Source organism: Flavitalea sp. (assembly GCF_035489435.1).
Taxonomy (GTDB): Bacteria; Bacteroidota; Bacteroidia; order Chitinophagales; family Chitinophagaceae; genus DATHKG01.
Genome location: NZ_DATHKG010000024.1, coordinates 57,939 through 84,099, shown reverse-complemented (window position 1 = coordinate 84,099; position 26,161 = coordinate 57,939). Strand labels below are relative to the sequence as shown.

Genomic DNA, 26,161 nt, shown 5'->3' with positions numbered 1-26,161 from the left:
CTCTTCTTAATCTATCATATCTGAATTTATGGTTGCTTAATTTTTTAATACTCAATAATACCATGTCAATTTCGAGGAGAGGATTTCTTGGCTTATCAGGAACGGCGTTGTTAGCTGCGATTGATAAGGCATCGGCCGCAAATGCTTTTATAAATCTTGAAAAAAATAGTATGGATCTAAAAATACTTGCTACAAACTGGGGCTTCAATGGAAGTCTCGATGAATATTGTTCAAAGGTTAAACAGGAAGGTTATGACGGAATTGAAATGTGGTGGCCGGGTGAAAAAAAAGGACAGGATGAATTATTTGCAGCACTGAAAAAACATAACCTTGCAATAGGATTTTTATGTGGCAGTGGGGAAGCAGATTATAACAAACATCTGCAGTTGTTTAAAGATGCGGTTACTGCTGCCGCTAAGCAACAGGTTCAACGTCCGTTGTATATAAACTGTCATTCAGGACGTGATCATTTTTCATTCGAACAAAACGGCGCTTTTATCGAACATACCATTGCGCTTTCAACTGAAACCGGTATTAACATCTGCCACGAAACACACAGGTCGAGGATCATGTTTGCAGCCCATGTCACCAAACAGTTTATACGCAAGTATCCCGGGCTTCATCTTACGCTGGATATTTCGCATTGGTGCAATGTGCATGAGTCGATGTTGCAGGATCAGCAGGAAGCTGTTGATCTCGCACTTCAGAGAGCCGAACATATTCATGCCCGCATTGGCCATCCGGAGGGACCGCAGGTAAATGATCCGCGTGCACCTGAATGGGAAAAGATAGTTACACAGCATTTGCAATGGTGGGATACCATTGTGAACCGCAAGAAAAAAGAAAATACCCCTGTAACTATACTTACTGAGTTTGGGCCACCGGATTATATGCCAACGGAGCCATATACCAGGAAACCGCTGGCTGATCAATGGGCAATAAATGTACACATGATGAAATTGCTTCGTAAACGTTATCAATCATAAACTCTGCAAAGCCTGATGTTGAATGTTCTTGAATTTATTGGCCGCTTTCATCCTTTACTTGTCCACTTACCAATCGGGATCCTATTAATAGCTATTGTGTTCAGGTTTATGGCCTGGAGAAATCCGAATATAATGCTTGAAAAGGCATTGAACGTCAGTGTCGCTATCGGAAGCATAGCTGCGGTTCTTTCGTGTGTCACCGGGTATTTGTTGTCTCAGTCTGCCGATTATGATGAAGACATCGTTTGGTGGCACCAATGGCTGGGAATAACGGTGGCAGCTATAAGTCTTGGCTGGTTGTATCAACTTAAGAAGCGGTCCGCTTCTAACTGGTCAACTTTAACCGGTGGCTTATTGTTGATACTATTGATGATAACCGGGCATCTCGGCGGCACCTTGACACATGGAGAAGACTATCTTTCTTTTGGTCCCGCCGCAGATACTGCTCAAACGGTGGTAAGAAAACCTATCGAAAATGTTCAACAGGCTGTAGCATATACCGAAATTGTAAAACCCATTCTTTCAACATCATGCTACAGTTGCCATAGCGATAGAAAACAGAAAGGTAAACTGAGGCTTGATTTGCCTGAGCATATTATGAAAGGAGGGAAGAATGGTGAAATTGTAGACACAGCTTCTTTGTCTGAAAGTGAAATCGTCAAAAGATTGTTATTGCCATTATCAGACAAAAAACACATGCCTCCAAAAGATAAAAAGCAATTAACAAAAGATGAGATCAGCTTACTGCATTGGTGGGTTGAATCAGGCGCTTCATTCGATCGAAAAGTGAAAGAGCTCACACAGGCCGGGAAGATTGTTCCTTTACTGGCTGCATTGGAAAAACCAGAGATTATCAAACAAATACCACCAGAGGTGCCGCCAATACCAGTATCTAAAGCGGAACCGTCTGCCCTTGATACACTGCGCAGGAGAGGTGTAGTTGTATTACCGGTGTCTTCAGAAAGTAATTATCTCAGCGCGAATTTTGTAAGTACAGATAAAGTGACTGATAACGATATGAAGTTACTGATACCAATAAGCAAACAGTTGGTTAGTCTGAAAGCAGGTGATACAAAAATAACTGACTCTGCCCTCAGCTACATTAGTAAGTGCACGAACCTCACAAGACTACATCTTCAACATACTGCTGTTACTGACAAAGGTTTGGCAATGCTAGCCTCGTTGAAAGATTTACAGGATATAAACCTCGTGGGAACCGCAGTAACGGCGCAGGGAATAATTAATCTGAAAAACCTTAAAGGCTTACGTAATATATACCTTTATGAAACCGGAGTGGTGCGGTCCGGCTGGCGCGAGCTACAAACTGCATTTCCTTCAGCCCGGCTTGATTCCGGGGGATACGTATTACCTATGTTGGTTGGAGACACTTCAATGATTAAGCCTAAGAAAAAATAAGTTGTGAGTGGTGAATGGTGAGTGAAGTTATTGAATGAGTTAAGGAGTTATGAATGGAACCTTTCATAACTCATAATTCATAATTCATATCTGTGTTCACCTTCCTTTAAATTCGGGTTTTCTTTTTGCAAGAAAAGCGCTTGCTCCTTCTTTCATGTCTTCGGTGGCAAAACTTTCACCAAAGCCAGTAAGCTCAACAATGTACCCGTCTTTGGTTTCATTGTGAACGGCATTGATAGCAGCGATTGCTTTTGCAATTGCAAGCGGAGCTTTTGTGTTGATGGTTTTAAGGATAGACAGGGTTGTATTGATTAATTCCTCCGGGGTAGATACATGATTAACCAGGCCATAAGTTAACGCAGTGTTTGCATCGATCATCGCTCCTGTCATTATAAGTTCCATTGCACGACCCTTACCGACTAATTGTGTCAGTCGCTGCGTGCCGCCATAACCAGGTACAAGGCCGAGGTTTACTTCGGGTTGTCCAAACTTAGCATTGTCTGATGCAATCCGAAAATGGCAACTCATGGCCAGTTCACAACCGCCTCCAAGTGCAAAACCATTGACGGCAGCCACAATGGGTTTTGGAGAGTTTTCAATTTTAAAAAAAACATCCTGTCCTTTTTTTGCCATGGCCATTCCCTCTTCTTTGCCGAGACCTTCAAACTCAGAAATGTCAGCACCGGCAACAAAAGCTTTATTACCGCTGCCCGTGATCATGACAGAACGGATCTCATGATTGTTATAAACCTCATCCATCACTTTGTCGAGATCATCCATCACAAATTGATTTATGGCATTTAACTTTTCCGGGCGGTCGATTGTGATTGTCAGGATGTTATCATTCAAAGAAGTTGTGATTGTGCTGTAGGTCATAAGTTATGAGTTATGAGTTATGAGTGATGAGTTATGAGTTTTCAGTGGTGAGTTGTGAGTTGTGAGTGGTGAGTTGAGTGGTGAGTGTGGTGATGATAAGTTGATGATCTAAAAGTTTCGATGTTCGTTTACCCAGGTCCGGATATAATCCGCGATTTCCTGGGTGCTGGTGCCGGGCGAAAATAATTTTCCTACACCCATTTCATTAAGCGTTCTCATATCCTCATCAGGAATGATGCCACCACCGGTCAATAAGACATCATCCATATTTTTTTCTTCCATCAATTTAATGATTTTCGGGAAGACAGTATTATGAGCGCCACTTAATATGCTAATACCAATGGCGTCCACATCTTCCTGCAATGCCGCATTTACAACCATTTCGGGGGTTTGCCTTAGCCCGGTATAAATCACTTCCATGCCAGCATCGCGTAAGGCAGTAGCAATGATCCTGGCACCACGATCATGGCCGTCTAACCCGACCTTTGCAACCAATACCCTGATTGGGCGTTTATTTAAATCTGGCATAATTGATTTGTCTGGTTAAGTAGTGACTTTTCTGGTTAAGTGAGTGACCTGTCTTGAGAATCAAAATAAGATGATGATTATATTGATGATGTGTATATTAATGAAAATACTTAATCAGTTCAATTGGAGTTCTATCAGTTCAATTGGTGTTCTAAGAAGAATCTGATTATCTATTTATAAAATCGTCAACACAGCTTTCATTCTTTCAGTCGTTTCTTCCTTACCTATCATAGCGGCTATATCGAATACGCCCGGACCAAACTTTCCACCAACCAGCATTATCCGCAATGGCAGCATCAACTCACCTGGTTTAATTCCCGCAGCTGTTGATAGTTCTTTGAAACGTTGTTCAATATTTATAGCGATCCATTCGCCTTCTGCTGCCAGGCTTTCAGAAAAAGCATTAAAAAAGTTAGCCTTTTCATCTGTCCATTTTGGTTTGATAGAGGCAGTGTCTATATCTTTTGGAGCCTGGAAAAAGAAACCAGCCTGTGTATAAAAATCGGTAATTAATATGCAGCGGTCCTTAACCATGGTAATCACCTGGTCAAGGTATTCATCATTCAAAGCGATAATGCCCTGTAGCATCAGCGACTCTTTAACAAGGGGTCGCAACCGGGCTGCTTCCATATGTTTTATCCACTCATGGTTAAACCATTTTGCTTTTTCAAAATCGAATTTTGCACCCGATTTATGTACCCGGTCCATCGTGAATTGTTTGATCAATTCCTCAATCGTGAAGATCTCTTTGCTGGTACCATCATTCCAGCCAAGCATTGCAAGCATATTTACAAAAGCTTCGGGTACAAAGCCTCTTTCCTTGAAACCCGTTGTAATTTCGCCGGTCTTTGGATCTTTCCAGTCCATGGCAAAAACGGGAAAACCAAGACGGTCGCCATCGCGTTTACTAAGCTTACCATTACCGTCTGGTTTTAATATCAAAGGCAGATGCGCCCATTCAGGCATCTTTTCCTCCCATCCGAGATATTTCCACAAAAGAATATGTACAGGCGCAGAAGATAACCACTCCTCTCCACGGAACGCGTGTGAAATTTCCATAGCATAATCATCCACTACCACTGCCAGGTGATAAGTAGGCATACCATCACCTTTCAGCAGAACCTTGTCATCAACCTGGTTGCTATTAAATGTTACTTCACCACGGATCATGTCTGTAAAACTGATTTCTTCGTTATCCGGCATCTTAATCCGAATCACATAGTTTGATTCCTTCAATAATAATTCGACTTTATCGGGAGGAAGTGAAATCGAATTGCTCATCCGATCACGAATGGCTGCGTTGTATTGTGGTGAGGGATTTTCTGGTGTTTTGAATGCTGTTCTCATCTCCTCCAGCTCAGCAGGCGTATCAAAAGCATAATAGGCATGTCCCTGTTCAACCAATTGTTCGGCATATTTCCGGTAATTGGCTTTTCTTTCGCTTTGGCGGTAAGGCCTGAAAGGGCCACCTTGTTCCGGGCCTTCATCGGGAGTAAGACCGCACCAATTCAGGCAATCCAGGATGTATTTTTCAGCATCTTCAACAAAACGTGATTGGTCTGTATCCTCGATCCTAAGGATAAAGTCACCGCCATGGTGACGGGCAAAAAGGTAATTGTATAATACGGTCCTTACACCACCAAGATGCAGGCCGCCGGTAGGACTTGGTGCAAACCGCACCCTCACTTTTTTACTCATAGGTGGCAAAGATAGTTGACAATAATTTAAGTATTTCGTCGTTCCGCTATCAATGGTTCGCATATCGCTGGTATTGATGTTTTTGTGTAGCCTTTACGAAGGCATGGCTCAACTCTCTTACAAAGAGCTGTTTGTGGATTACGACAGCGCGGTGGAGTATAAGAATCTGAAAGTGATCCCTGTCCGGAAAAGAGCCGGGGGCCCGCCAGGAAGACCAATGTTATCATTTGGAAAGGCGTTTCAGACAGGTAAAATATCAATTAGCGAAAGGGGAACAGCTTCTACCGAAAATGTACACTGGTTGCGTGTAAATAATAATACCGGGCAATCCGTTTTTGTTGCTTCAGGTGAAATGGTAACAGGCGGCAGGCAGGATAGGATGGTAACAAAAGACACCATTCTTCAATCGTTAAAAGTTGACCAGTATATTCCAGTCATGTGCGTAGAGGAGGGGAGATGGAGTGAGAAAGAAAAAAAGTTCAGTTATGCCTCATTTGCAAATCCCAAACTACGCAGGGTGCTGGATCAGTCAAAAAACCAATTGCTGGTCTGGAAGGAAATTTATGCGCAGCTTGACAGTAGTAATATAAATTCCCCAACTCTTGCTTATGCTGCAAAAAGAATTGATAAAAAACATATTTTGTTTTCGGATGAGTATCTGCGTTACTTTTCAAAAACATTAAATGACAGGGATACCGGCATTGTTGGTTTTGTATGTATGACTGGTGATAAGATCATTGGTTCTGACATTTATAGCGATCCTGCCTTATTTAAGGATCAGTTCGAAAACCTGCTTAGCGGGTATGTAGAACAGGCAATCAATTATGGTAGTCAAAGCCGTGTTACCGATGAAATAATAAAAAAATATCTTGACCAGTTTTTGAAAGATGAAGAATCACAGGAAATCTTCCTGCGGAAGTATGGTAAAATCTTCAAAAACAATGGCAGAGCTTTTCATATTACTTCATATTGATTAAAGCTTTTCATATTACTTCATAATGATTAAGATCAATCGTATCAAATCAGCCCTCCCATAAATAGTACTTTTTGCTGTAAGAAAATCCGATGCTGTTGAGAACGTTGTAATTTAGCATAGTGAATCAATCAACAGGATGGGCTATTATACAATAAAAACACCTTGGTTGCTCAAAAAGTTATATCCGGGTTGCACCTGGAATATAAGCACCAAAGAAAAAATTATTTATTTCACATTTGATGATGGACCTCATCCGGAAGCCACACCTTTTGTGCTGCAGGCTCTTGCCGCTTACAATGCCAAAGCAACTTTTTTTTGTATCGGAAAAAATGTAATCGAATACCCGGATATCTATAGGAGAATTATTTCAGAGGGACACCGGGTCGGTAACCATACATTCAATCATTTGAATGGCTGGAAGGTGAGCGATAAAGAATATTTTGGAAATATTTTATTGGCTTCTAATCATATTGACAGCAAAATCTTCAGGCCACCTTATGGAAAGATCTCAGCTTTTCAGATACGACATCTTAAAGATGAGCCATTAAAATATAAAATAATAATGTGGGATGTTTTGAGTGGTGACTTTGATACGAGGCTTACCGGTGAGCAGTGTAGTTTCAATGTAACCCGAAATGCAGGAAATGGCTCAATTGTTGTTTTTCACGACAGCGAAAAAGCTTTCCCGCGTCTCAAGATAGCATTGAATGAATGTCTCAGGTTTTTTAATGAAAAAGGATTTCGATTTGAATCCGTCCCTGGAAATGTCCCCCTGTTATGACAGGATGGTCCTAAAAAAATTTGGGCCTGGGTAGACACCCTGGCCCGTTTTTAATCCGTACCCTATGAAAACTAGTTTAAAGGTATAAACTTTTTCTATCAATCAAAAGTAATTTATTAAAGGCCAAGACCAGAGCGCATTTCAACAGAATTGACATCCTGTTTTTTTGCAGGCGCAGGAATTAATTGCAACCTTTTTTTGTCCTCTTCTTCACAAATACCACAAATACCGCGAATGCCACCAAATACATAATTCACATCATATGCATAATTATTGTGCCAACGGGCTTACAACTATGTTTTTGCATAAATCTAACTTGATGCTCTTCAGAATTTCTGAATTTTCGGTCCCGGGTCCTTTGCTGTCGTTGTAAACGTAGAAATGACCGTTAACAGTTGGAACAAAAGCCTAAAAGAATCATAATTTCCTGAAATTTGCGTCATGAGGGAGAATTATCTGGTTGATACACATAGTCATCTGTATTCTGAGGAATTCAGTGCAGATATTGCGGAAATCCTACGCAGGGCCGAAACCGAGGGGGTTAAAAAGATATTTCTGCCTGCAATCGACAGCAATAGTGCAAATTCAATGTTTCAACTTGAAAAAACCTATCCGGATCAGTGTTTTGCGATGATGGGTTTACACCCTTGTTATGTAAAGGAGAATTATCAGCAGGAACTGGATTTCGTCAGGAATTGGCTGGAAACCCGAAAATTTGCAGCTGTCGGCGAAATTGGCCTCGATTATTATTGGGACCGGAATTTTGATAAGGAGCAAATGGACGCGTTTTCTTACCAGGTAGACCTGGCGATGAAGCATGATCTGCCAATAGTTATCCATTCCAGGGATTCGATGCATGATACGATAGCGATGATAAAGTCTAAACAGAATGGAAAGCTTCGTGGTATATTTCATTGCTTTTCCGGAACCTACGAACAGGCGCTAGAGATCATTGAGCTTGGGTTTCTTTTAGGGATTGGCGGCGTGCTGACTTACAAAAAAAGTGGATTATCAGAAGTTGTCGAAAAATTACCGATGGATGCTCTTGTGCTTGAAACCGATGCACCATATCTGACACCAGTACCGTTCAGGGGCAAGCGAAATGAGAGCTCATATTTGAAGTATATAGTTTCCAGGCTGGCCGAAGTAAAGCGCCTGCCAGAGGAAGAGATTGCAAGGATCACTACAGCAAATGCGGAAAAGCTTTTTAATTGGTGAGTAATTGTTTTTTTGCTGAGTAGTTGTTTAATCGTTGAGTAGTTGTTTGATTGCTGAGTCGTTTTTTGATTGTTAGGTGATTGTTTGATTGCTGAATAGTTGTTGATTGCTTAGTCGTTTTTTGATTGTTGAATGGTTGTTTGATTGAAGATTAATTAGAGTTTGGAATGGTTATGAGTTATTAGTTGCAGTTGGATAAACTGAATAATTTGAATGGTAAATCTTTCTTCCGGTCCGGACGATGATATCGATGATCTCAGCGATATCCTTTTCCGTAGTTCTGAAATTTACGATACAGCTTCTCAGGCAATATTTTTCCCCGACAATTGCATTGGATAAAAATACTTCGCCGTTGTGTTGTAAGTCGTTCAGCAGGGTTTTATTCAGTTCGTTCAGTGTCTCCATAGTCATGTTTGGGTTTGTCGTTGAATTATCGGTTGAATTATCCGTTACATTATCCGTTACATTATCCCGATGTTGAAATTCCATAGGCACAAACTGCAGAGTTGTTATACTCAGGTTTTGTGTTACAGCTTCCAGCTCCGGATGTTTGTCGGCTAACGTATAAAGCAACTTTGATAACCTGATATCTTCTTCAATCATTGCTATATACCCTGAACTTCCTACCTGTTGCAAAGCCAGCCAGACTTTCAAAGCTCTGAAGCCACGGGAGTTTTGAAATCCATATTCATAAAAGTTATGGGTTACATCGTTATCATGGCTGTCGAAATTATAATAGACAGGATGTGAACTATATGTTTCCATCAGATGATTTGGATCTTTCACTAATGTACATCCGGCTTCGAGCGGGCTATACAACCATTTATGAGGATCAAGTGCAATTGAATCAGCTTCTTCAATTCCTTCGAACATTTGTTTTAAAGACGGTACAACAGCAGCACAGATGCCATAGGCACCGTCTATATGGAACCAAAGATTATACCTGCGGGAAATAATCGCAAGGCTTTTCATATCATCAACAACACCGGTACTAACATCACCGGCGGTGCCGATAATCATGATGGGTTTACCGCCTTCTTCGAGGTCATTTAGAATAGTTTGTTCAAGCAATTGTAAATCCATTCTTCCCAGTGCATCAGTTTTTATCCACTTCACAGATTTCTTGCCCAGGCCGAATAATACAGCTGCCTTATCGATCCAGGTATGGGTGGCAGTTGAACAATAAATAAATAATCTTCCGGCATCTGTAGATATGCCTTCTTCCTTTATTGTTTTTGGCGCTTTTGCTGTTATGCCCGCCATAAAACCAGTGAAGTTTGCCATGTTTCCGCCACTCACCATAATTCCCCCGTAGGAAGAAGGCAGGCCAATAAATTCAGCGAGCCAGCTTATGGTTTGCTTTTCAATTTCTGTTGCCATCGGCGATAATACCTGGGCGCCAACGTTCGCGTTCACTGCGGATGCCAGCAGATCAGCCAGTGCCCCGATTGGCGCTGGGGCAGAAGTGATATAGCCGTGGAATTTCGGATGGCCGTTGAATAAAGAATGATCAAATAACTTATCGGCTGCATCAAGGAGTAAAGTTTCAGCTGATTTTCCAGTGACAGGAAACTTTATGGATTGCAGCAATTTTTGTAGTTGCCGTGGTGATTCACCGGTGGTAACCGGTTTCTGTTGAATTGAATCAAGGAATAGGGAGATTTTATCAATCAGTTGATGGCCCGCTGATTTGAATTCCGCACCACTCATTGCTATTGCCGCTTTTCTTTTCTGTGACATGACATGAAGGTTTATGGTCGGTGAAAGGTTGATTTTTACTTGTATAAATGCAACCCGGAGTTTAGATAGAGTTCACAATTAAGCTACTGAATTTTCAGGATCCTGAATATCTGTAAAGTTCTAAAATCTGACTGAAAAGTCCAGCTGATTGTTTCGCCGATTAATCAAAGAATATCAGATTTAACTGGTACTACCCCAGGCATATCCCATTATTGGAGTCTATCCGAGCCTATTAGAGCCGGATTAAAGGCCGGTAGCTAATCCGAAAATTTATTCGGATACTATGGTGCGATCCGTTATTTTTGCCGCCCTTAGTTTAGGAGAGTTGTCCGAGTGGTTGAAGGAGCACGCCTGGAAAGTGTGTATACTCGAAAGGGTATCGAGGGTTCGAATCCCTCACTCTCCGCTGATACCACATGCAAATGGATGCAGAAGGATGCAAGTAGTTGGTTTGCAATACTTGCATTTTTAATTTGGATGCACCTAAGTTTTTGGTTTGGCGGCCGTGTGGTCGGCGGGAATAGCTATTATTAAATCTGACTGCTTTGAACGCGCTACTATGGACGTGCCGTCTCCCGAAATGTATGCATAAATTCGGACGGTGTTTTACCCGTTTTCTTTTTGAATAATTGGATAAAATAGGAAGTAGTGGTATAGCCCAATTCTTCGGCAATTTGAGAAATAGAAGATTTAGCAAAAGCAAGTCTTCTTTTTGCCTCAAGAAGCACCCTTTCTATTATAAGTTGCGAAGTTGTTTTATTTAAACATGTTTTACAAATTCTATTTAAGTGTTTTTCACTCATGTGCATCAACAATGCATAGTCCTTTGGATACTTATATTCCTCAAAATGTTTTTCTATAAGCTGATCAAGTTGCTTCAACCTATCTAAATAATTTAAATTTTTATTTTGTAGGATCTTATCAGGTAAATATATTCTCGACAATTCGATATATAAGACATTTAATAGCGAAGAAATCTTTTGAAATTTGAGTAACTCAGTGCGTTTATACTCGTCAACTATTTCTGAAAATATTTCATTTATTTTCTGGCGTGATTTATTCTTTAAAGGTATCAACGGATTATTTCTCAGGCTACAATAGAAAGGGTAGTTATCTGCTTTTTCATAAGTGAATTTCAAATCGAAAAATTCTTTAGCATGAAAAAAAATATAACCGTCTATATTCTTTGAAAGATTCCAATCATGTACTTCTCCCGGAGCTATCATAAAAACATGCCCTGGCTTAATCTCGTAGTTATTAAATTCAACTTGATGTGTTCCATTTCCTTTCGTAAAGATCATACCTACATAAAAATCATGTCTATGCGGTGCCAAAATAATATGCTGATGTTGTTTTAGATGAGCCTTGAAGGTATTCGCATAAAAATTACTCTCCTCACCCAGATACCTGAATTTTTCGATATCATATACAGGAAGTTGTTTGTTAACCACAACTTAAAGTTACAAAATGTCTGTATTGTGATATAAAATACGTAGGTCTGGTTAACATAAAGATTCGCACGTTCCTATTTTTGTGCATCAAATGATGAAAAGAAGTCAGGATAATAGTAAAGACAAAAAGAGCCCAGTGAACCCGGATAATGTAATTCTGCTAAATGAATTGCGTAAAAGTGAGGCTAATCATCGATTGATATTTCAAAAATCAGCACTTCCACAATTAATCTGCACGCAAAAAGCCTTACATATTACTAAGGTTAATGAAGCAGCATTGGATTTGTATGGATATGATGAAAATGAATTTTTGCAGCTGGATATACGTCAGTTACGCTTACCATCAGATAGAGCCGCTTTAGATGGCAGAGTAAAGGAAGCATTACAATTGGAGAAGCCACCAAAGTATATAGTTACACATCTCAGGAAAAATGGTCAGCAGCTTGTCATCGAAGTAAGCGCTGCTAAAATGGACTATGATGATGTGCCTTCTTTTCTCATATCTCTTAATGACTATACCCATAGAGCGCACCTGGAGCGTGAGATTGAAGATCTTAGGTTTATGGCACAAAAGAACATTATGAAGGCAACCCTTGATGGACAGGAAAAGCAACGTGAACAGGTTGGCAAGGAACTGCACGATAATATAAATCAGGTACTGGCTACGGTGCGGCTATTATTGAGTTTGCTGCGAACTGAAGATGCAGCTAAGGCGGATATTATTTCAAAAAGCAAGGAATCGGTAAATTACTGCATAGAAGAGATCAGGCGCCTGTCGCATTCACTAACACCTCCGTCATTAAAGGAGACCAGTTTAAGGGAATCAATTGAAGGGATGATCAGAAAGATTCCCTTTGTAAAAGGGGAACAAGTGAAACTGGACATATCAATTCTGGATGAAGGCATACTGAGCGAAGGACTTAAAGTCACTATATACCGGATTATTCAGGAACAATTGAACAATATTCTTAAGTATGCTTCCGCTTCTATTATCCGAGTTCAGCTGACACAAAATCAGTATAATCTGACATTGCTGATTGAAGATAACGGACAGGGATTTGACGTAAACGCGAAAAGAAACGGTATTGGACTGGCTAACATCATGAGTCGGGCAGAGCTTTATAATGGTCAGTCAGTAATCGAATCTTCACCCGGAGCCGGCTGTACAGTATTAGTGATTTTTGCAATTTCCTAAGTCGCTCAAACTGTGGCTAATAACAGAACGACTAATTATTATAACTATGAAAGCTTCTTTCAAAATCACATACGGAATATCGGTTGTGTCTTACCGTTAGTCTAATTCGTTGCTTTTTATAAACAACTTTCCAGAATTTCCAATCCTTCTTCTGCTATTGCTAGCTTCATTGTAAGTGGCGGAAAAAGAGTGAGTGTCTTTTCCTGTGCAGTGAATAATACACCTTTTTTTAGGGCTTTTTGCTGAATGCGATCGGCATAATTCGAATCGCTAACTTCTATACCGATAGCCAGTCCTAATATGCGGAGAGAAGCGCCCTTCTTAAATTTCATTTGACTGAGCCTGTCGGTAAAATGCTGGCTTAGGGCAGTAACGTTGCGAAATATTTTTTCCTTGTTTTTTATCCAATAACGAATGGTGGCAGTTGCAGCTTCTACCGCTAAAGTGCAGATTAACTGTGCCAGTGCTGATTTTTGAAATATCAACCGATAATTTGCCTCACTTTGGCGCTGTTCGTTGAGGTGATCGCCGGTAGCAGGGTTCACTGTGCAATTTTGATCTTTACCTTTATCCTGATTTTTCTTTCGCATATTTCTTAGGAGCAAAAATAGAAATGTGCAAGTATTTTTCTTAGCCAGTATTACGCATTTTATGTCACCATTCAGACATTTTATAAAATTAGGTTGTGGTGAACAAATAACTTCCTTTGTATGAAACTTGGAGACATAACTATGGTCATAAATTAACTAACGATCAAACTAAATTTTTAAGAGAAAATGGCTGGACTATCCTTTGATTACGTAAAAATAAAAATGAGTATTGAGCGTTGGGCTGATAGTGTAATACGCACTGGAATATGGGAAGGCAAAGATTTGCATATAGATGAAATTGACAGCCTGGATACGATCAAACGAAATGAGTGGATAGACGCGTCGATAACTGTTCTGAATGCTTCTTACCAATTGAATATAATTGATTCGTTAATTCTTTTTCTGCATTTAGATCTTGAGGATTCTGTTCTGCCACAGTCATTAGAAAGTGTCTCCTTGAGCTGGCTAAAAGAAAACGTTCATCAATTTACACCACCAAGTATTCATTTTGCATCTTCAAAATATTATAAAGACTTTTATGAAAAAGAATTAAAAAATTGTGTCCCTGATTCGAGTATTTTAGAATTTTTGAATGGTGCACAGGACATCAATTTCTTTTTTAGAACTTATTTTGATAAGGACGAGCAAGTGTATGCGCGCGAGATATACATTTTTATCAATATAATGCGATCGCTTTCCATAGAATCTCACAATCCAAAATCCTCGCTTTAATTCGGAATAAACATAGAGAATAAAACATTTTTGATTGTTTATGGACTAGTATTTCGTTCCTAAATTAACATATCAAATAATTTCCCTTTCGTCCATTTTGTATTTCCAGCGGAATATTATCGGATCTTTGTTGATCTCAGCTATCCCTTGATATATTCTATAACAATTGAACGAAATAGAGCGAAAATGCAAAGAGGAAAATCTGAGCGAAGATCAGATCAAATAGCGAAGACAGCGGGAGTCTGTGCCGATACTCTCTGCATTACATAGGTGGATGGTAGAGCAATGCGCCTGTTTGTATGTATCTATCCCAACTCGCTTCAAGTACCCCTGTAGTTTTCAGTTCCTTAACTGATGCGATTGACTGAAAGGTCCAAAGCTTATATTTTTTTCCATCTTTCAAGTTACCGTGTATACGCTTGAGTTGCCACCCGTGAAGTATTCTAAATTTAGCAAACCAATTCTTGAATATCTAAGATAATTTTGAGTTAAGGTATTGCAAAAAGGGCTTTCAACCTTAGATTGCCTGGCTGGCTTTCTGCAGGTTATGTTATTGTCATGAACATGGCCATTAATATGATATTTCCTGGATTCTGCGGCTAATGATCACTAAATTTATAAGAATAAATTATTCATGTGCATATACTCATACTTGGTGGTGGCGGGTTTTTAGGTAAAAGACTAGCAAAAGAACTCGCACAAAATGGCGGCCTTGCCCGGAACGAAATACTTCGCTTAACACTAGTGGATCTTGTATTTACTGAAGACAGGCTACACGATTCAAGACTTGAATACATCGAGGCAGATTTCAGTGATGAAGTCACCATTACAAATATTCTAAGGCACCGGCCCGATATCATATTTCACCTTGCAGCCATTGTTAGTGGGGAGGCAGAAAAAAAATTTCAGTTGGGAATGAAGATAAATTTCTATGCTTCGTTGCAGGTTTTAGAATTATGCAGGAAGCTTGAGATTCAACCCAGGATTGTTTTTGCCAGTTCTTGCGCAGTATTTGGGGGCGATGTTTCCGGGATAATAACTGACGAAACGGCGCCTAAGCCACGCAGCTCCTATGGTACGCAGAAAGCTATGGTAGAACTGCTGATGAATGATTATAGCCGAAGAGGTTTTGTAGATGCGCGATGCCTTAGGTTGCCCACTATTGCTATCCGGCCCGGAAAACCAAATGCTGCAACCTCATCCTTTGTAAGCTCTATCATCCGTGAACCCTTACGAGGGGAAAAAGCTTCTTACCCGGTACCGCCGGACACACCGTGTTGGATTCTATCTCCAAAACAAGTCATCCAAAACTTTATTCATGCAGCCAATATTGACGAAAAATTGCTCGGGGAAGACAGAGTAATCAATCTTCCTGGCCTGACTGTTTCAGTTAGGGAAATGATAAAGAGTCTGGAGCAAATTACTGGTCCTGAGGTAACCAAACTAATATCTTATGAACCGGATGCATTTCTGCAGAGTATAGTACTTACATGGCCACCATATTTTGAAACGCAAAGAGCAAAAGAACTTGGATTTGTCAGCGATTCTTCTGTGGCTGAAATTATACGATCATACATAACAGATGAAGGTATAGAGAATACAAAAATCAGCATTGTAAAATGAATCAACTCAATAAAGTCGCAATAGTAACCGGGGCAGGTTCGGGCATTGGAAGAGCAGTGGCAACAGCACTCTTTAGGGATGGATGGTCGGTCGTTCTTGCTGGCCGGCGGGAGAGCCAACTTATCGAAACGGCTAATTTATGTGATTTGAAGCGGACGCTCGTTGTCCCTACCGATATTAACATCCAGGAAAGTGTGCAACATCTGTTCAGGCAAACAATGAAAACCTTCGGCCGGCTGGATTTACTTTTCAACAATGCGGGCATAAATACTAAGGCAAGACTATTTGACGAGTTAACTTTGGAGGAATGGCAAAGTGTAATTAATACTAATTTGACCGGAGCCTTTCTATGTGCGCAGGAGGCATTCAAGATTATGAAACATCAGGACCCCAAAGGTGGACGAATCATAAACAACGGTTCCATTTCTGCTCATGTACCTCGCCCCAATTCTGCTCCCTATACGGCGAGCAAACATGCTGTAACAGGTTTAACAAGATCTATCTCGCTGGATGGCCGGGCATTTAATATTTCCTGCGGGCAAATAGATATCGGAAATGCAAGTAGTGAAATGACTAAAAAAATTGAAGAAGGCGTACTCCAGGCTGATGGTTCTCAAAAAATAGAACCGACTATGAAGGTGGAGGATGTTGGCCGCGCTGTAGCCTATATGGCCAGTCTGCCACCCGATACCAATATTCCATTTCTGACAATTATGGCAAATCAAATGCCTTATATGGGAAGAGGTTAAAATGAAATGATTGATCCTTTTATATATCCTGCTAATATTTTGCTGGTGAAGATCTGAAATAGCTGATTATTTTTCTTTTTTTATCATACGCCAGGCAGGCGTTGCTTCTTCAAACTGGTTATCGGTTAACACCCGCTTATCAGTACCGTCAACTGAATCGCCGAATAGAATAAAACGGTTTTTTCCTTCGAGGTCCATTGCCCTGATCTGGTTGTGATGAATACCTGCCGTTTTATCATTGCAGATCAGGTTGGTACCGGAAGGAGAATAACATGGGAAGACGCCTGACCTGACAAGCTGAAATTGTTTATCGCGGCTGTATAATTTGTAATAAGGTGGACGATCACGATTCAGCTACCGGTGAAATATCATCTTTTTCCCATCCCCTGACCAGTTGGGACTTTCAAAATCGCCATGAGCTCCTTTTGTTCCATCGGTAAAAAGAATTTGTCCTCCACCTACCCAGGTCAGGTAAGCAATGCGGTTGTCTTGTAGCCAATGCGGATAGATCTTTTCGCCACTGTCTTTTGTTATATACGTTTTTTCATTGCCAGCAAGGTCAATGACGGATAACTGCGTAGTGGCATCGGTTTTCATTACCGTATTCATGTTCCGTACCTGCTGCAATGCTGCTTCATAAACAACAAGTTTTTTTCCATCGGGCGACCAGGCGGGACATCCTGCATAGGTATTCATAAAGGTTCTCCTCTTCAATGCCGAACCATCAACACCGATCGTATATACTTCGGTTGAATGCCAGAGCGTAAAAACAGGTCTTGGTTTTTTAGAATCCCTGTCAGTAGAAAAGGCAATTGATTTTCCATCGGGCGACCAGGAGGGTCTGAAATCTCCTGCAGGATGATGGGTGAGATTCATTGTTTTTCTTGTTGTCAGGTCCATGATAAATATATCTGCTTGTTTTTCTCTGGAAGAAACAAATGCAATCTTTTTTCCGTTAGCGGTATAATGTGAAAACACCAAGATAAGGCCGGCAATTTGCAGTTATCATTGGTCATTGCTTCGTAGCGTTCCAGGAACCATAGTAAGTGCCACCAAAATCACTAGTTATAGTATTCCCTTTCAAAGCGTTCTTCAGAGGCACAATGTAAGCGCTGCTGCTATTCGTAGCCGGCGCAAAGTTTCCAATTTTTACTCCCGCACCAAAAATTGTGTAAGGCACCTCGAGAGGCAGCCCGGCATCGTATCTTAATTTGCTTCCTGGAAGAAACGTGATGGAAATGTCGGCGGTCCCAGATATAAATTTCCCCTTCCATTGCGTATTTTCAAATACACCCGGTACGGGAATAACAGATGATATAATGTTGGCAATTTGACGCGGATTTGCCCCGGTATTCGTAAAATTATTCCAGGTGTTTTTTGATACGTCGGCAGATACAATTTGACCGTTGGTATATTGGATCGTGATTTTTCCTCCCTGCACTGACCAGACTCCGGAAAGACTCAACCCATTTTCGTACCATGTAACTGTATTGTTTTTCTCCAGGACAATGGAGAAAGGCTGCATATTTTGAAATACACCGGAAGTATATTGAAACTCTCCTGCCCATACAGTGCCTTTCAGATCTTCTGTCGGATTTTCCAGAACTTCATTTGAAGTGCCATTTTTTTTGCAGGCCAAAAATGTTGTTGCAGCGATTAATAAAAGGCTGATTGATTTTAGATGTTTCATGGTCTAAGTTTAAAGTTATTAGTTCTTTTAGGGGAGTTTTTGCAGTTTTCGTTGAGTAGTTAATAATGTTCGTAGTTAAGGAGTAAGATTGAAAACAATAGAATAAAAAATGGGGTGATTTGTTTCATGTTAACTTGTTGCTTTTATTGTCACAACAAACCTAACCTTGTTTCCCAAAAGTTCTAACATGCAATCGCTAAACGACCTTTTAAATAGATGAATGTATAAAGGGGGATGCCTATCCGGATGTTTAGACTATAAATTACATGCAAAACCGGTAACTTGTAAGGGACTTAAATTGCAACGTTAGTGAATCGGAAAAAAGGCAACTATAGCTGTATTATTGTAGATGACGACGAATTAGATCGACTGACCATTTTATCCTATACGCGTAAGTATTCATTTTTACAAATTGATGGAGTTTTTGGATCGGCCAAAGAAGCACTTTCCTTCAGCCAAAATTCAACGCCTGATATTCTGCTTCTCAAGTTAAAGTTTCATGAAATTATTTACCTGGAGGCGCTAAAAGATTATACGGGTATTGTTACAAGAAAAAAGAAATACTGTGTGCTGGCTCCACTTGGCAACCTGTTAAAAGAAAAAAGTTTTAGAACCTTTATCCGGATCCATCGAAGCTATGCTGTGCAGAAGCACTTCATTGATAAAATAACGAGTAATGAAGTATTGGTGGACAATATGCCTTTACCCATTGGCAGAAGTTATAAAGAGGCATTAGACAAACTACGCACCACCTAAAAATAGATCCATGAAATATATTCTATTTCTATTTTCCACATTGCTCTTTGATACTGTATCTGCTCAGAAGAAAGGTCAGCAATTGATAGACTCATTGCTAATCGAACTCCCGCATCTGAAGGAAGATTCCAATAAGGCTAAGGTTTTAAACCGTATTGCACAAACCTACGAAAGGATTAACCCGCTAAAATGTTTGCCCTATGCCCAGGCTGGTTTGCAGCTAGCAGAAAAATTACGCTGGAAAAGAGGTATTGCAATCTTCCATAACAATATTGGCCTATATATTACTGATACGGGAAACACTGCTCTCGGAAGGGTTCATTTTGAAAAAAGCTATGCCGTGAACAGGGAAATGGGCTCAAAATTTCAGCAGGTAAACAACTTGATTAATATAGGTAGAAGTTATCTTTTGGAGTCTGATTTTTCAAATGCAACTCCAATCTATTTTGAGGCCCTGGCCATTGCGAAAGAAATGAAAAATTACGATCAGATTGCTCTTATCGGCAGTAATTTGATGAGCGTTTATTTTAAACAACAAAATTATTCTAAAGCAACTGAATACGCAGAGATGTCATTAGAAGCCGGCAAGCGGACGGAAAATTCCCGCCATATAAGTTTGGCGTTCCAACAGTTAGGTGTTATCCGGCATATGCAAAAAGATACCGCTGGTGCTAAGATCTACCTCGGGAAGGCTTTAAAGCTTTGTGAAGAAAGAAATGACCAAATGGGCATGGCGGATGCACTTCTTAATCTGGCGGTCCTATATTCTGATCATAAAAAAGCCATAGAAATAATGCTGCGTGTTAATGCGATAATGGAGGAGATTAATCCGAATTCAGAAGTATCGATAGTAAATAAGGGAAATTTAGGTAATGCATATAATCAATTGGCAAAAGAAAGCAGATCGCCCGAAAAAGAAATGTTCATGAAAAAGGCAGGGGAGTATCTGTCACGTGCAAAAGACCTGGCAGAACAAAATGCCAATCTTGAACAACAGGCGCATATGTATTTTATGCTGTCGGATCTGAACGAACATAAAAATAACTATAAAGCCGCATTTGAGGATTATAAAAAGGGTCAGAACATCAACGATTCGTTGTTCTCGCAGGAGAAGAAAAATAACATTGCCCAGCTGGAAGGCAAATACAATATCGCTCTAAAGGATAAGGAAATCGCCATCGACAAGTTGCTATTAATTAATCAGCGACGGACACAGGCTGCATTGATTGCCGGGTTATTATTAGCTGGAGTTATTGGAGGCTTAATATACTGGCAAAGCCGTAACCGGAAAAAAACAAACACGACATTAATGGTGCTGAACAATCAATTAGATGAAGCCAATAAAGTGAAAGCTAAATTTTTCGGAATTCTGAGTCATGATCTCAGAGGTCCTGTTGCAAACCTTATTCATTTTCTAGATCTTCAAAAAAACAGTCCCGATTTATTAACTGCGGAACAGCAGAATTTTCATCAACGAAGAATAGGTCAGTCGGCGGAAGATTTATTAAACACAATGGAATCTATGCTTCTATGGAGTAAGGAGCAAATGGAGAATTTCAGACCACAGATAACAAAGGTAAGCGTTTCTGATTTATTTGACTATCTGCAAAAATTCTTCCCGCAGGATGGAGCGGTAAAAATCAGCTTTTTTCAAACTCCGGGTTTGACAGTTTCTGCCGATGAAAATTACCTACGGGTCATCATGCAAAATCTTACCTCGAACGCCATGAAAGCAATTAACAATAAACCGAACGGTGTCATTGAATGGCGTGCAAAAAAAGAGGGCGACAAAACAATATTGGCTATAACTGACAATGGACCCGGTATCAATGAGGAACAGATGAAAGCATTGTATAATGGAGATGATATTGCCGTGAATACAAGAACCGGATTTGGTTTTCATCTTATACAAGATCTTGCAAAAGCAATCCAATACAAAATATTGGTTCAGTCACAACCAGGAATGGGTACGACATTTATTTTATCAGCATGATGGAAGAACTTCAAAGATTACATTCAGGAGATCTCGATGAATTTAAATTATATTGCTACTGTCGCTACTTCTGAGGGCGTTTTCCCAAACTCTTTTTTAAATACAAAGGAAAAATGCGATAAATCTTCAAAGCCTAATTCCAGATATATATCGCCCGGTTTTTGATTTTGCTTGCTGATTTGAAAATAAGCTTCGTCAAGCCGTTTCTTTTTGAGCCAGTTCCCCGGTGTTGTTCCAAAGGTCTTCTGAAAATCACGTTTGAATGACGACCGGCTTCTTCCGGTAAGAAAGGCAAACCGTTCCAGGCTGATATTAAACCGGAAATTCCGGTTCATATATTCCTCCAAATCGATTTTATCGGGAATGCCAAAATTGAAAAAGATGTTAGCGAAATCCGGCTCCGATTTTAACAAAATCAGCAAGAGCTCTTCACGTTTGGTGTCTGCAAAGGTTTCGTCCAACTCCAAATCGCCGGTATAATAAGGTTCGAGCGATCGGATATAGCTTTTAAACAATTTGTTTTCTTTCACAATCAGAAATGAATCGCCATAATCTGACTCTTTTACGTCGCAAGGATGACGTTCCAAAAACTGCTTTAAAAATGGTTCATCCAGTGTGATGATGATCTTTTCAAACTGCTCATTCTCCTTGAACTTCGTATAACGAATTAAATGGTTTTTCCGGGCGATGAAATAATCACCCGATTGCATAGAATAGCGTTTGTTTCCGTCATAAGCCTTCATTGATCCTTTCAGCAGGAACATAAAGAAATGTTCAGGTATGAACTGCTCCGGCGAAATCTCCGGGCCTAAATGACAGTAATGTATATTGTTAACTTTCAAATTTCTGATGCTAAAATTATCTTTAAAATTTACTCATTTTACCCGACTGTCTACGCTTGCCAATACCGCTTCTTCCTTGCTTTTCGGATGCCAACTTAAAATTTCTCTTGCTTTCTTGTTGGACATTTCAATGTAAAACTCCTTCGCGGTAGGCTTCAATCCGGCAATCTTGCCAGCTTTTTCGGGACGTTCTTTTTTGATGAGTTGGGCAATATCATAAAAGCTCATCACGCCTTCCGACGTTGCTAAAAAGCGTTGACCATTAGCTTCGGGATGCAACATTGCCTTGATATGGATGTCCGCCACATCACGTACATCTACTACACCAAAGGTGAATGCAGGGCTTTCTGTAACAGTGCCTCCGATGAGTGCTTTTATTACACCATCAAATGAGGCGGGGACAATATCTCCTATAATCGGACCAAAAATTCCCACAGGGTTAACAACAGTCAATTCCAAATCCCCACCATGATTTTTCAAGAAATCCCAGGCCGCTTTTTCTGCAACGGTTTTCGATTTGATATATGGTTGAAGAGGCCCGTTTTCATCTGTCCAGTCTTCTTCTGTGAAAATATGGCCTTTAGGCTTGATACCGTAGCCAATTGCCGCAAACGAAGAGGTTAGTACTACTCGTTTTACCCCGGCTTTTTGGGCGGCTTTTAAAACTCTCAGGGAACCGTCACGGGCAGGTATAATGAGTTCGTTCTCGTCTTCAGGCTCTACTAAAGGAAAGGGTGAAGCTATGTGCAGTACATAATTGCAACCTTTTACGGCTTCGTTCCAGCCTGCGTCTGCTGTTAAATCAGCTTCAAAGAAAGAGAGGTTTTGTAAATCCGTTAATCCGCCGTCTTTTAGCGCATTAACGATACTGTCCTTTTTGGATAAAGAACGAAGCGTGGTTTTAACTGTGTATCCTTGTTGCAACAATTGTAGAATTGTGTGGATACCAACAAATCCGGTTCCTCCGGTTACTAATACTGTTTGATTGTTCATTATTTTATTCTTTTGATTTCTGCTGCAAAGTTCGGTATAAGTTTGGGAGGTGGCTTTGCTGTGGAGTTCAATTTTGTTTTGTTGTGAGGTTCAATTTATTTCGGTACAAAATTCTTTTGTGGTGCTGGATTTATAGAAACAACATCAATTACAGCTTTCCAGTTCAGTAGTGCAAGAAAATTACTTTCAAGCCCCTACAAACCGGAATGATGCTAATGGAGAAAGTTCAACCTTTATGTAACATCTGGATACATTTTCCTTCCTGGTATTCAAAAAATTCAATTCCTTTGGAAAGATCTTTATGGGTGGGGTCTAAAGTATCTTTAGCTTCGGCTATGTGATGCAGGAAAACGCCAGCAATATTTTGTGTTTTTCCTAGTCTAATTGCATAAAGACTGAGTAGCGTTGCTCAGCAGGCCTCTAATTCGATAACGGGCATACCTGGGGCGTTACTGCTATATATAGTTACTGCTTTATATAGTTTCGAAGGATTCCGGAATGCCTGTGCTGTCCGCCTTCGCCCGCCGAAGCTTTAGCCTAGGCAGGTTTTTTCATGGGCTTCGGCGAACGATGTCCGGCTTCGCCCGCTGAAGCTTTAGCGTAGGTGGGCTTTTTCATGGGCTCCGGCTTCTCCATGCATATCGGTTTACTTTGTCTGCACGATCCTCCTGCTTTCGCTGAAGTTGCCATTACTGATCCTGATGGTATAGACGCCGGAAGACAATGCTTTAGGCATGGCTATCTCAGTAGTATAATTGCTGCTTCCGGTTACAGGTGTTAAAGTAACTTTTGTCTGAGGCCGGCCCTGCATATCGAACAGTTCTACCAGCATCGGCCCGGTACCCTTGTATTGGGTTAAGCTCAGCTGTAAAGAACCGTTTGCAGGCATCGGGTTGGGGGAGACGGACCAGCTGAAAGCCATCGCTCCGCCACAGACATCCTTAACAGTAAGGATTTTCGAGTAGGTAAACCTTGCATCCTGGTCAACCATTTTCAGCCGCACGTGCAACGGCAGCAGAGAGTAGTTCAGCAGGTAGCTGTAGTGTTGTGCGATGGCGCTGTTGGTTGCGTTCACCTGGCCAACCGGTTTAAAGTTGAGGCCATCGGCAGACGTTTCTATTTCGAAATGCGATACACCTTGCTCCTGTGCGGTGGTCCATTGCAGGAGTCCGGATTTGCAGTCTGCACCCGAATTGAGCGAGATCGACAGCAGTTGCAGGGGCAGGGTCAGGAGAGCTTGATTCATTAAAACGATGCCGCCGGCTCCTACGGCCCAACCGTAACCGATATCATTGATGGCTTGCGTGGTACCAGTCGGTTCTACCACCCAGGTGGTGCCACCATTGGTGGTTTTAAACACGGTGCCATTCGCGCCGCTTGCCCAGCCGGTATTGACATCCTTAAAATAAACGCTGCTTAAGTTAACTGTTGTTCCGCTGATTGGTGTGGTCCAGTTTGTGCCGCCATCGGCACTATCGGATACGCGGTGGGAGCCTCCGGTATTATTCAAAAAACCACTAACGGAGGAAGCACCTGGACCAATCAGTCCACCGGAGGAACAACGCAGGACTTTATCGACGTTTATTTTACCGATGCCCTTATCGGCTGGGCCGTAGGAGCAGCAGGTGTCATCCGCAAAACCAGGCCTGTGGAGGCTATAGTGTAGGAGTATGCACTTAGACCTCCACGATGACTATATTTAAAATAAAAAAATGAGTTTTTATCGGCACATATTAGGAGGGTGGCTACCAGCCTTCCATTGAGAAAATTCGGTTAAACTCCAAACTTTTAACAGGCATTTTTAAATTTTTCCGGGGAAAGACGCTGCCGGAATAGGTTTAGTGTTTGAAAGAACCGGTGTTTATTAAATCCTGATCCTCATCTGATATATTATACCCCTTTCTCGGTATTCCGAAGTCTCCTGAATTATCCCACAATTATGTATTATCTGCAGCAGTTTCTTTTGTCTGCAACATGTATAATAGTGCGCAGGCCACGGCGATCGTTACTTTTCGGAAAAGGTGGATGCCTCATTCAGGTTGTTCCATATATTAATGGCCTCTGTTCTGTTTTGTGCATTCAATTTGTGATAGATATTTTTGACGTGTTTTTTCGCTGTTTCCGTAGTGATAAGAAGCCTAATGGCAATCTCCTTATACATTTTTCCCAGTGCCAGCAGTTGCAGTACTTCTTTCTCCCGCACTGTTAGTGCGGGGTGCTTGCTGAGCTCGGTTTTTTTTTGAAAAGACTCTATCAGTTTGCTGGCAATGCTCATACTCATTGGAGCACCTCCCTGCTGTAACTCACGGAGCGCCTTAATGATCAATTCAGGACCGTCGCTTTTTAAGAGGTACCCGGAAGCACCTGCCCTGAAAGCCTCGAGCACCATTTCGTCATTTTCATGCCAGGTTAACACCAGCAGTTTCACGCCCGGACATTTTTGTTTAAGCCTGCGAATACATTCAATCCCGCCCATCCCTGGCAATTGCAGCTCTACAAAAATAACATCGGGTAATACCTGAAGCACTCCATTGATCGCACTTTTGGCATCGCTCCATACGCCCCCCACTACATAGTCGGGTGATAATGTAAAAAACTGCTCAAGTCCTGATCGGTACTTAACCTCGTTTTCAACAATTCCAATAACGAGCATTTAAATAATGATTTAACATAGGTAAAGGTTAGTGTGAATACATAAAGTATCAATAAACCTGCTTGAGGTTATTTGACTTTTAATACAGGTGATGGGGTGACCCTAAAAGATAAGAAACGCCGGTAATGAATAAGAAACGTTGGTAGTAAAAAAGAGTTGAAGAGGCATTGGATTCGGATTTCAATCAGGAATATCACTTCAATCCTGAAGAAGTTAAAATTAAGAAAAAAATGTAAGGTTTTGATAGAAAAAGATGTTGACGATTCGAAGAATGTTTAATTCTAATCCATTTTTAATCTGATCCTTTTGAGCTCGTGAGAATTAACGACTTCGTATGGAGATAAATTAAAGATTAATAAAAATGTGGACAAAAGAAGTTCGAAAATCGCACAAACGCTTATCTGTACTAGATTGTAGAGAACCATGAATACGTATATGGTTAATACGTTTATGCTTTGCCGTTATGTCTGCCATATTGTGGGCCGGCCCCCGATGCAAGAGAAAGAATATAGAGAAAGAAATTACTATTATCGCTTAAGGATAAAAATAATTTTTTTAATGCACTAACCGATTAAAGCAATGGCATTAGCTCTTCCTGAAATATCAAAGTTGATCTCTGAAAAATAATGGGACTGAAATATGGCAATATTTCGGGCGTAAGCCGTCTCTTGATAA

Annotated in this window: 24 protein-coding genes and 1 tRNA gene; 12 read left to right on the top strand and 13 right to left on the bottom strand. The window is 40.7% G+C overall.

The window, feature by feature from the left end:
* Positions 1 to 62 precede the first annotated feature (62 nt).
* Both VK664_RS04390 and VK664_RS04385 read left to right on the top strand, forming a co-directional pair.
* Positions 63 to 986 carry a sugar phosphate isomerase/epimerase family protein gene (locus VK664_RS04390; protein ID WP_461397396.1) on the top strand — a complete coding sequence of 308 codons (924 nt, stop codon included), beginning with the start codon at positions 63 to 65 and terminating at the stop codon, positions 984 to 986.
* Positions 987 to 1,001: 15 nt separating this feature from the next.
* On the top strand, positions 1,002 to 2,402 hold the full coding sequence (locus VK664_RS04385) for a DUF2231 domain-containing protein (RefSeq protein WP_461397395.1): 1,401 nt from the start codon (positions 1,002 to 1,004) through the stop codon (positions 2,400 to 2,402).
* 96 nt (positions 2,403 to 2,498) lie between these two features.
* On the opposite strand, the gene VK664_RS04380 is transcribed toward VK664_RS04385, so the two are convergent.
* From VK664_RS04380 to gltX, 3 genes are all read right to left on the bottom strand, one after another.
* On the bottom strand, positions 2,499 to 3,278 hold the full coding sequence (locus VK664_RS04380) for an enoyl-CoA hydratase/isomerase family protein (protein ID WP_461397394.1): 780 nt from the start codon (positions 3,276 to 3,278) through the stop codon (positions 2,499 to 2,501).
* A gap of 108 nt (positions 3,279 to 3,386) precedes the next feature.
* A complete protein-coding gene (locus tag VK664_RS04375) occupies positions 3,387 to 3,806 on the bottom strand; it encodes a cobalamin B12-binding domain-containing protein (RefSeq protein ID WP_461397393.1) in 420 nt (139 codons plus the stop codon).
* A gap of 174 nt (positions 3,807 to 3,980) precedes the next feature.
* On the bottom strand, positions 3,981 to 5,504 hold the full coding sequence (gltX, locus tag VK664_RS04370) for a glutamate--tRNA ligase (RefSeq protein WP_461397392.1): 1,524 nt from the start codon (positions 5,502 to 5,504) through the stop codon (positions 3,981 to 3,983).
* A gap of 52 nt (positions 5,505 to 5,556) precedes the next feature.
* Here gltX and VK664_RS04365 point away from each other — a divergent pair, with 52 nt between their 5' ends.
* The 3 genes from VK664_RS04365 to VK664_RS04355 all read left to right on the top strand — a co-directional run bounded on the left by VK664_RS04365 (position 5,557) and on the right by VK664_RS04355 (position 8,479).
* Positions 5,557 to 6,477, top strand: coding sequence for an ARPP-1 family domain-containing protein (locus VK664_RS04365; protein ID WP_461397391.1), 921 nt, complete (start codon positions 5,557 to 5,559; stop codon positions 6,475 to 6,477).
* A gap of 169 nt (positions 6,478 to 6,646) precedes the next feature.
* On the top strand, positions 6,647 to 7,261 hold the full coding sequence (locus VK664_RS04360; protein ID WP_461397390.1) for a polysaccharide deacetylase family protein: 615 nt from the start codon (positions 6,647 to 6,649) through the stop codon (positions 7,259 to 7,261).
* 441 nt (positions 7,262 to 7,702) lie between these two features.
* Positions 7,703 to 8,479 (top strand): TatD family hydrolase, encoded by a 777-nt coding sequence (locus VK664_RS04355; RefSeq protein ID WP_461397389.1) that lies wholly within the window; start codon positions 7,703 to 7,705, stop codon positions 8,477 to 8,479.
* A 171-nt stretch (positions 8,480 to 8,650) separates the two neighbouring features.
* On the opposite strand, the gene VK664_RS04350 is transcribed toward VK664_RS04355, so the two are convergent.
* A complete protein-coding gene (locus tag VK664_RS04350) occupies positions 8,651 to 10,219 on the bottom strand; it encodes a pyridoxal phosphate-dependent decarboxylase family protein (protein WP_461397388.1) in 1,569 nt (522 codons plus the stop codon).
* Between the two features lie 319 nt (positions 10,220 to 10,538).
* On the opposite strand from VK664_RS04350, the gene VK664_RS04345 reads away from it, so the two are divergent.
* A tRNA-Ser gene (locus VK664_RS04345) sits at positions 10,539 to 10,625 on the top strand.
* 151 nt (positions 10,626 to 10,776) lie between these two features.
* Here VK664_RS04345 and VK664_RS04340 read toward each other — a convergent pair.
* Positions 10,777 to 11,670, bottom strand: coding sequence for an AraC family transcriptional regulator (locus tag VK664_RS04340; protein WP_461397387.1), 894 nt, complete (start codon positions 11,668 to 11,670; stop codon positions 10,777 to 10,779).
* A 91-nt stretch (positions 11,671 to 11,761) separates the two neighbouring features.
* Here VK664_RS04340 and VK664_RS04335 point away from each other — a divergent pair, with 91 nt between their 5' ends.
* Positions 11,762 to 12,865, top strand: a complete 1,104-nt coding sequence (locus VK664_RS04335) for a sensor histidine kinase (protein ID WP_461397386.1) — start codon at positions 11,762 to 11,764, stop codon at positions 12,863 to 12,865.
* A gap of 116 nt (positions 12,866 to 12,981) precedes the next feature.
* Here the strand turns inward: VK664_RS04335 and VK664_RS04330 are convergent, their stop codons facing one another.
* Entirely contained in the window at positions 12,982 to 13,455 is a 474-nt protein-coding gene (locus VK664_RS04330; protein WP_461397385.1) for an aminotransferase class III-fold pyridoxal phosphate-dependent enzyme, read from the bottom strand.
* 186 nt (positions 13,456 to 13,641) lie between these two features.
* Between VK664_RS04330 and VK664_RS04325 the strand changes: the two genes are divergently transcribed.
* The 3 genes from VK664_RS04325 to VK664_RS04315 all read left to right on the top strand — a co-directional run bounded on the left by VK664_RS04325 (position 13,642) and on the right by VK664_RS04315 (position 16,559).
* The gene (locus VK664_RS04325; protein WP_461397384.1) at positions 13,642 to 14,187 is read left to right on the top strand and encodes a hypothetical protein; all 546 of its coding nucleotides are present in this window, start codon (positions 13,642 to 13,644) and stop codon (positions 14,185 to 14,187) included.
* Positions 14,188 to 14,823: 636 nt separating this feature from the next.
* A complete protein-coding gene (denD, locus tag VK664_RS04320) occupies positions 14,824 to 15,810 on the top strand; it encodes a D-erythronate dehydrogenase (protein WP_461397383.1) in 987 nt (328 codons plus the stop codon).
* On the top strand, positions 15,807 to 16,559 hold the full coding sequence (locus VK664_RS04315) for an SDR family oxidoreductase (RefSeq protein WP_461397382.1): 753 nt from the start codon (positions 15,807 to 15,809) through the stop codon (positions 16,557 to 16,559). The genes denD and VK664_RS04315 overlap by 4 nt, the downstream gene beginning before the upstream one ends.
* A 66-nt stretch (positions 16,560 to 16,625) precedes the next feature.
* On the opposite strand, the gene VK664_RS04310 is transcribed toward VK664_RS04315, so the two are convergent.
* The 3 genes from VK664_RS04310 to VK664_RS04300 form a co-directional block, all read right to left on the bottom strand.
* On the bottom strand, positions 16,626 to 16,757 hold the full coding sequence (locus VK664_RS04310; RefSeq protein ID WP_461397381.1) for a hypothetical protein: 132 nt from the start codon (positions 16,755 to 16,757) through the stop codon (positions 16,626 to 16,628).
* Positions 16,758 to 16,913: 156 nt separating this feature from the next.
* A complete protein-coding gene (locus tag VK664_RS04305) occupies positions 16,914 to 17,540 on the bottom strand; it encodes a TolB family protein (protein ID WP_461397380.1) in 627 nt (208 codons plus the stop codon).
* A gap of 31 nt (positions 17,541 to 17,571) precedes the next feature.
* Positions 17,572 to 18,249: a hypothetical protein gene (locus VK664_RS04300; RefSeq protein WP_461397379.1), complete on the bottom strand. Its 678-nt coding sequence runs from the start codon at positions 18,247 to 18,249 to the stop codon at positions 17,572 to 17,574.
* A 309-nt stretch (positions 18,250 to 18,558) separates the two neighbouring features.
* On the opposite strand from VK664_RS04300, the gene VK664_RS04295 reads away from it, so the two are divergent.
* Positions 18,559 to 19,005, top strand: a complete 447-nt coding sequence (locus VK664_RS04295; RefSeq protein WP_461397378.1) for a LytR/AlgR family response regulator transcription factor — start codon at positions 18,559 to 18,561, stop codon at positions 19,003 to 19,005.
* 10 nt (positions 19,006 to 19,015) lie between these two features.
* Complete coding sequence (locus tag VK664_RS04290) at positions 19,016 to 20,998, top strand: tetratricopeptide repeat-containing sensor histidine kinase (RefSeq protein ID WP_461397377.1); 1,983 nt, start codon at positions 19,016 to 19,018, stop codon at positions 20,996 to 20,998.
* A 47-nt stretch (positions 20,999 to 21,045) separates the two neighbouring features.
* On the opposite strand, the gene VK664_RS04285 is transcribed toward VK664_RS04290, so the two are convergent.
* From VK664_RS04285 to VK664_RS04270, 4 genes are all read right to left on the bottom strand, one after another.
* On the bottom strand, positions 21,046 to 21,762 hold the full coding sequence (locus VK664_RS04285) for a helix-turn-helix domain-containing protein (RefSeq protein ID WP_461397376.1): 717 nt from the start codon (positions 21,760 to 21,762) through the stop codon (positions 21,046 to 21,048).
* A 111-nt stretch (positions 21,763 to 21,873) separates the two neighbouring features.
* Positions 21,874 to 22,833: an SDR family oxidoreductase gene (locus tag VK664_RS04280; RefSeq protein WP_461397375.1), complete on the bottom strand. Its 960-nt coding sequence runs from the start codon at positions 22,831 to 22,833 to the stop codon at positions 21,874 to 21,876.
* Between the two features lie 646 nt (positions 22,834 to 23,479).
* Positions 23,480 to 24,343, bottom strand: coding sequence for a T9SS type A sorting domain-containing protein (locus VK664_RS04275; protein WP_461397374.1), 864 nt, complete (start codon positions 24,341 to 24,343; stop codon positions 23,480 to 23,482).
* Between the two features lie 495 nt (positions 24,344 to 24,838).
* Entirely contained in the window at positions 24,839 to 25,486 is a 648-nt protein-coding gene (locus VK664_RS04270; RefSeq protein ID WP_461397373.1) for a response regulator, read from the bottom strand.
* Positions 25,487 to 26,161 lie beyond the last annotated feature (675 nt).

Excerpts from the sequence above, each read along its gene's own strand:
- VK664_RS04390 (WP_461397396.1), top strand. The coding sequence starts at position 63 with ATGTCAATTTCGAGGAGAGGATTTCTTGGCTTATCAGGAACGGCGTTG.
- VK664_RS04385 (WP_461397395.1), top strand. The coding sequence starts at position 1,002 with ATGTTGAATGTTCTTGAATTTATTGGCCGCTTTCATCCTTTACTTGTC.
- VK664_RS04380 (WP_461397394.1), bottom strand. The coding sequence starts at position 3,278 with ATGACCTACAGCACAATCACAACTTCTTTGAATGATAACATCCTGACA.
- VK664_RS04375 (WP_461397393.1), bottom strand. The coding sequence starts at position 3,806 with ATGCCAGATTTAAATAAACGCCCAATCAGGGTATTGGTTGCAAAGGTC.
- gltX (WP_461397392.1), bottom strand. The coding sequence starts at position 5,504 with ATGAGTAAAAAAGTGAGGGTGCGGTTTGCACCAAGTCCTACCGGCGGC.
- VK664_RS04365 (WP_461397391.1), top strand. The coding sequence starts at position 5,557 with ATGGTTCGCATATCGCTGGTATTGATGTTTTTGTGTAGCCTTTACGAA.
- VK664_RS04355 (WP_461397389.1), top strand. The coding sequence starts at position 7,703 with ATGAGGGAGAATTATCTGGTTGATACACATAGTCATCTGTATTCTGAG.
- VK664_RS04350 (WP_461397388.1), bottom strand. The coding sequence starts at position 10,219 with ATGTCACAGAAAAGAAAAGCGGCAATAGCAATGAGTGGTGCGGAATTC.
- VK664_RS04335 (WP_461397386.1), top strand. The coding sequence starts at position 11,762 with ATGATGAAAAGAAGTCAGGATAATAGTAAAGACAAAAAGAGCCCAGTG.
- VK664_RS04330 (WP_461397385.1), bottom strand. The coding sequence starts at position 13,455 with ATGCGAAAGAAAAATCAGGATAAAGGTAAAGATCAAAATTGCACAGTG.
- VK664_RS04325 (WP_461397384.1), top strand. The coding sequence starts at position 13,642 with ATGGCTGGACTATCCTTTGATTACGTAAAAATAAAAATGAGTATTGAG.
- VK664_RS04315 (WP_461397382.1), top strand. The coding sequence starts at position 15,807 with ATGAATCAACTCAATAAAGTCGCAATAGTAACCGGGGCAGGTTCGGGC.
- VK664_RS04310 (WP_461397381.1), bottom strand. The coding sequence starts at position 16,757 with ATGGACCTCGAAGGAAAAAACCGTTTTATTCTATTCGGCGATTCAGTT.
- VK664_RS04300 (WP_461397379.1), bottom strand. The coding sequence starts at position 18,249 with ATGAAACATCTAAAATCAATCAGCCTTTTATTAATCGCTGCAACAACA.
- VK664_RS04290 (WP_461397377.1), top strand. The coding sequence starts at position 19,016 with ATGAAATATATTCTATTTCTATTTTCCACATTGCTCTTTGATACTGTA.
- VK664_RS04285 (WP_461397376.1), bottom strand. The coding sequence starts at position 21,762 with ATGTTCCTGCTGAAAGGATCAATGAAGGCTTATGACGGAAACAAACGC.
- VK664_RS04280 (WP_461397375.1), bottom strand. The coding sequence starts at position 22,833 with ATGAACAATCAAACAGTATTAGTAACCGGAGGAACCGGATTTGTTGGT.
- VK664_RS04270 (WP_461397373.1), bottom strand. The coding sequence starts at position 25,486 with ATGCTCGTTATTGGAATTGTTGAAAACGAGGTTAAGTACCGATCAGGA.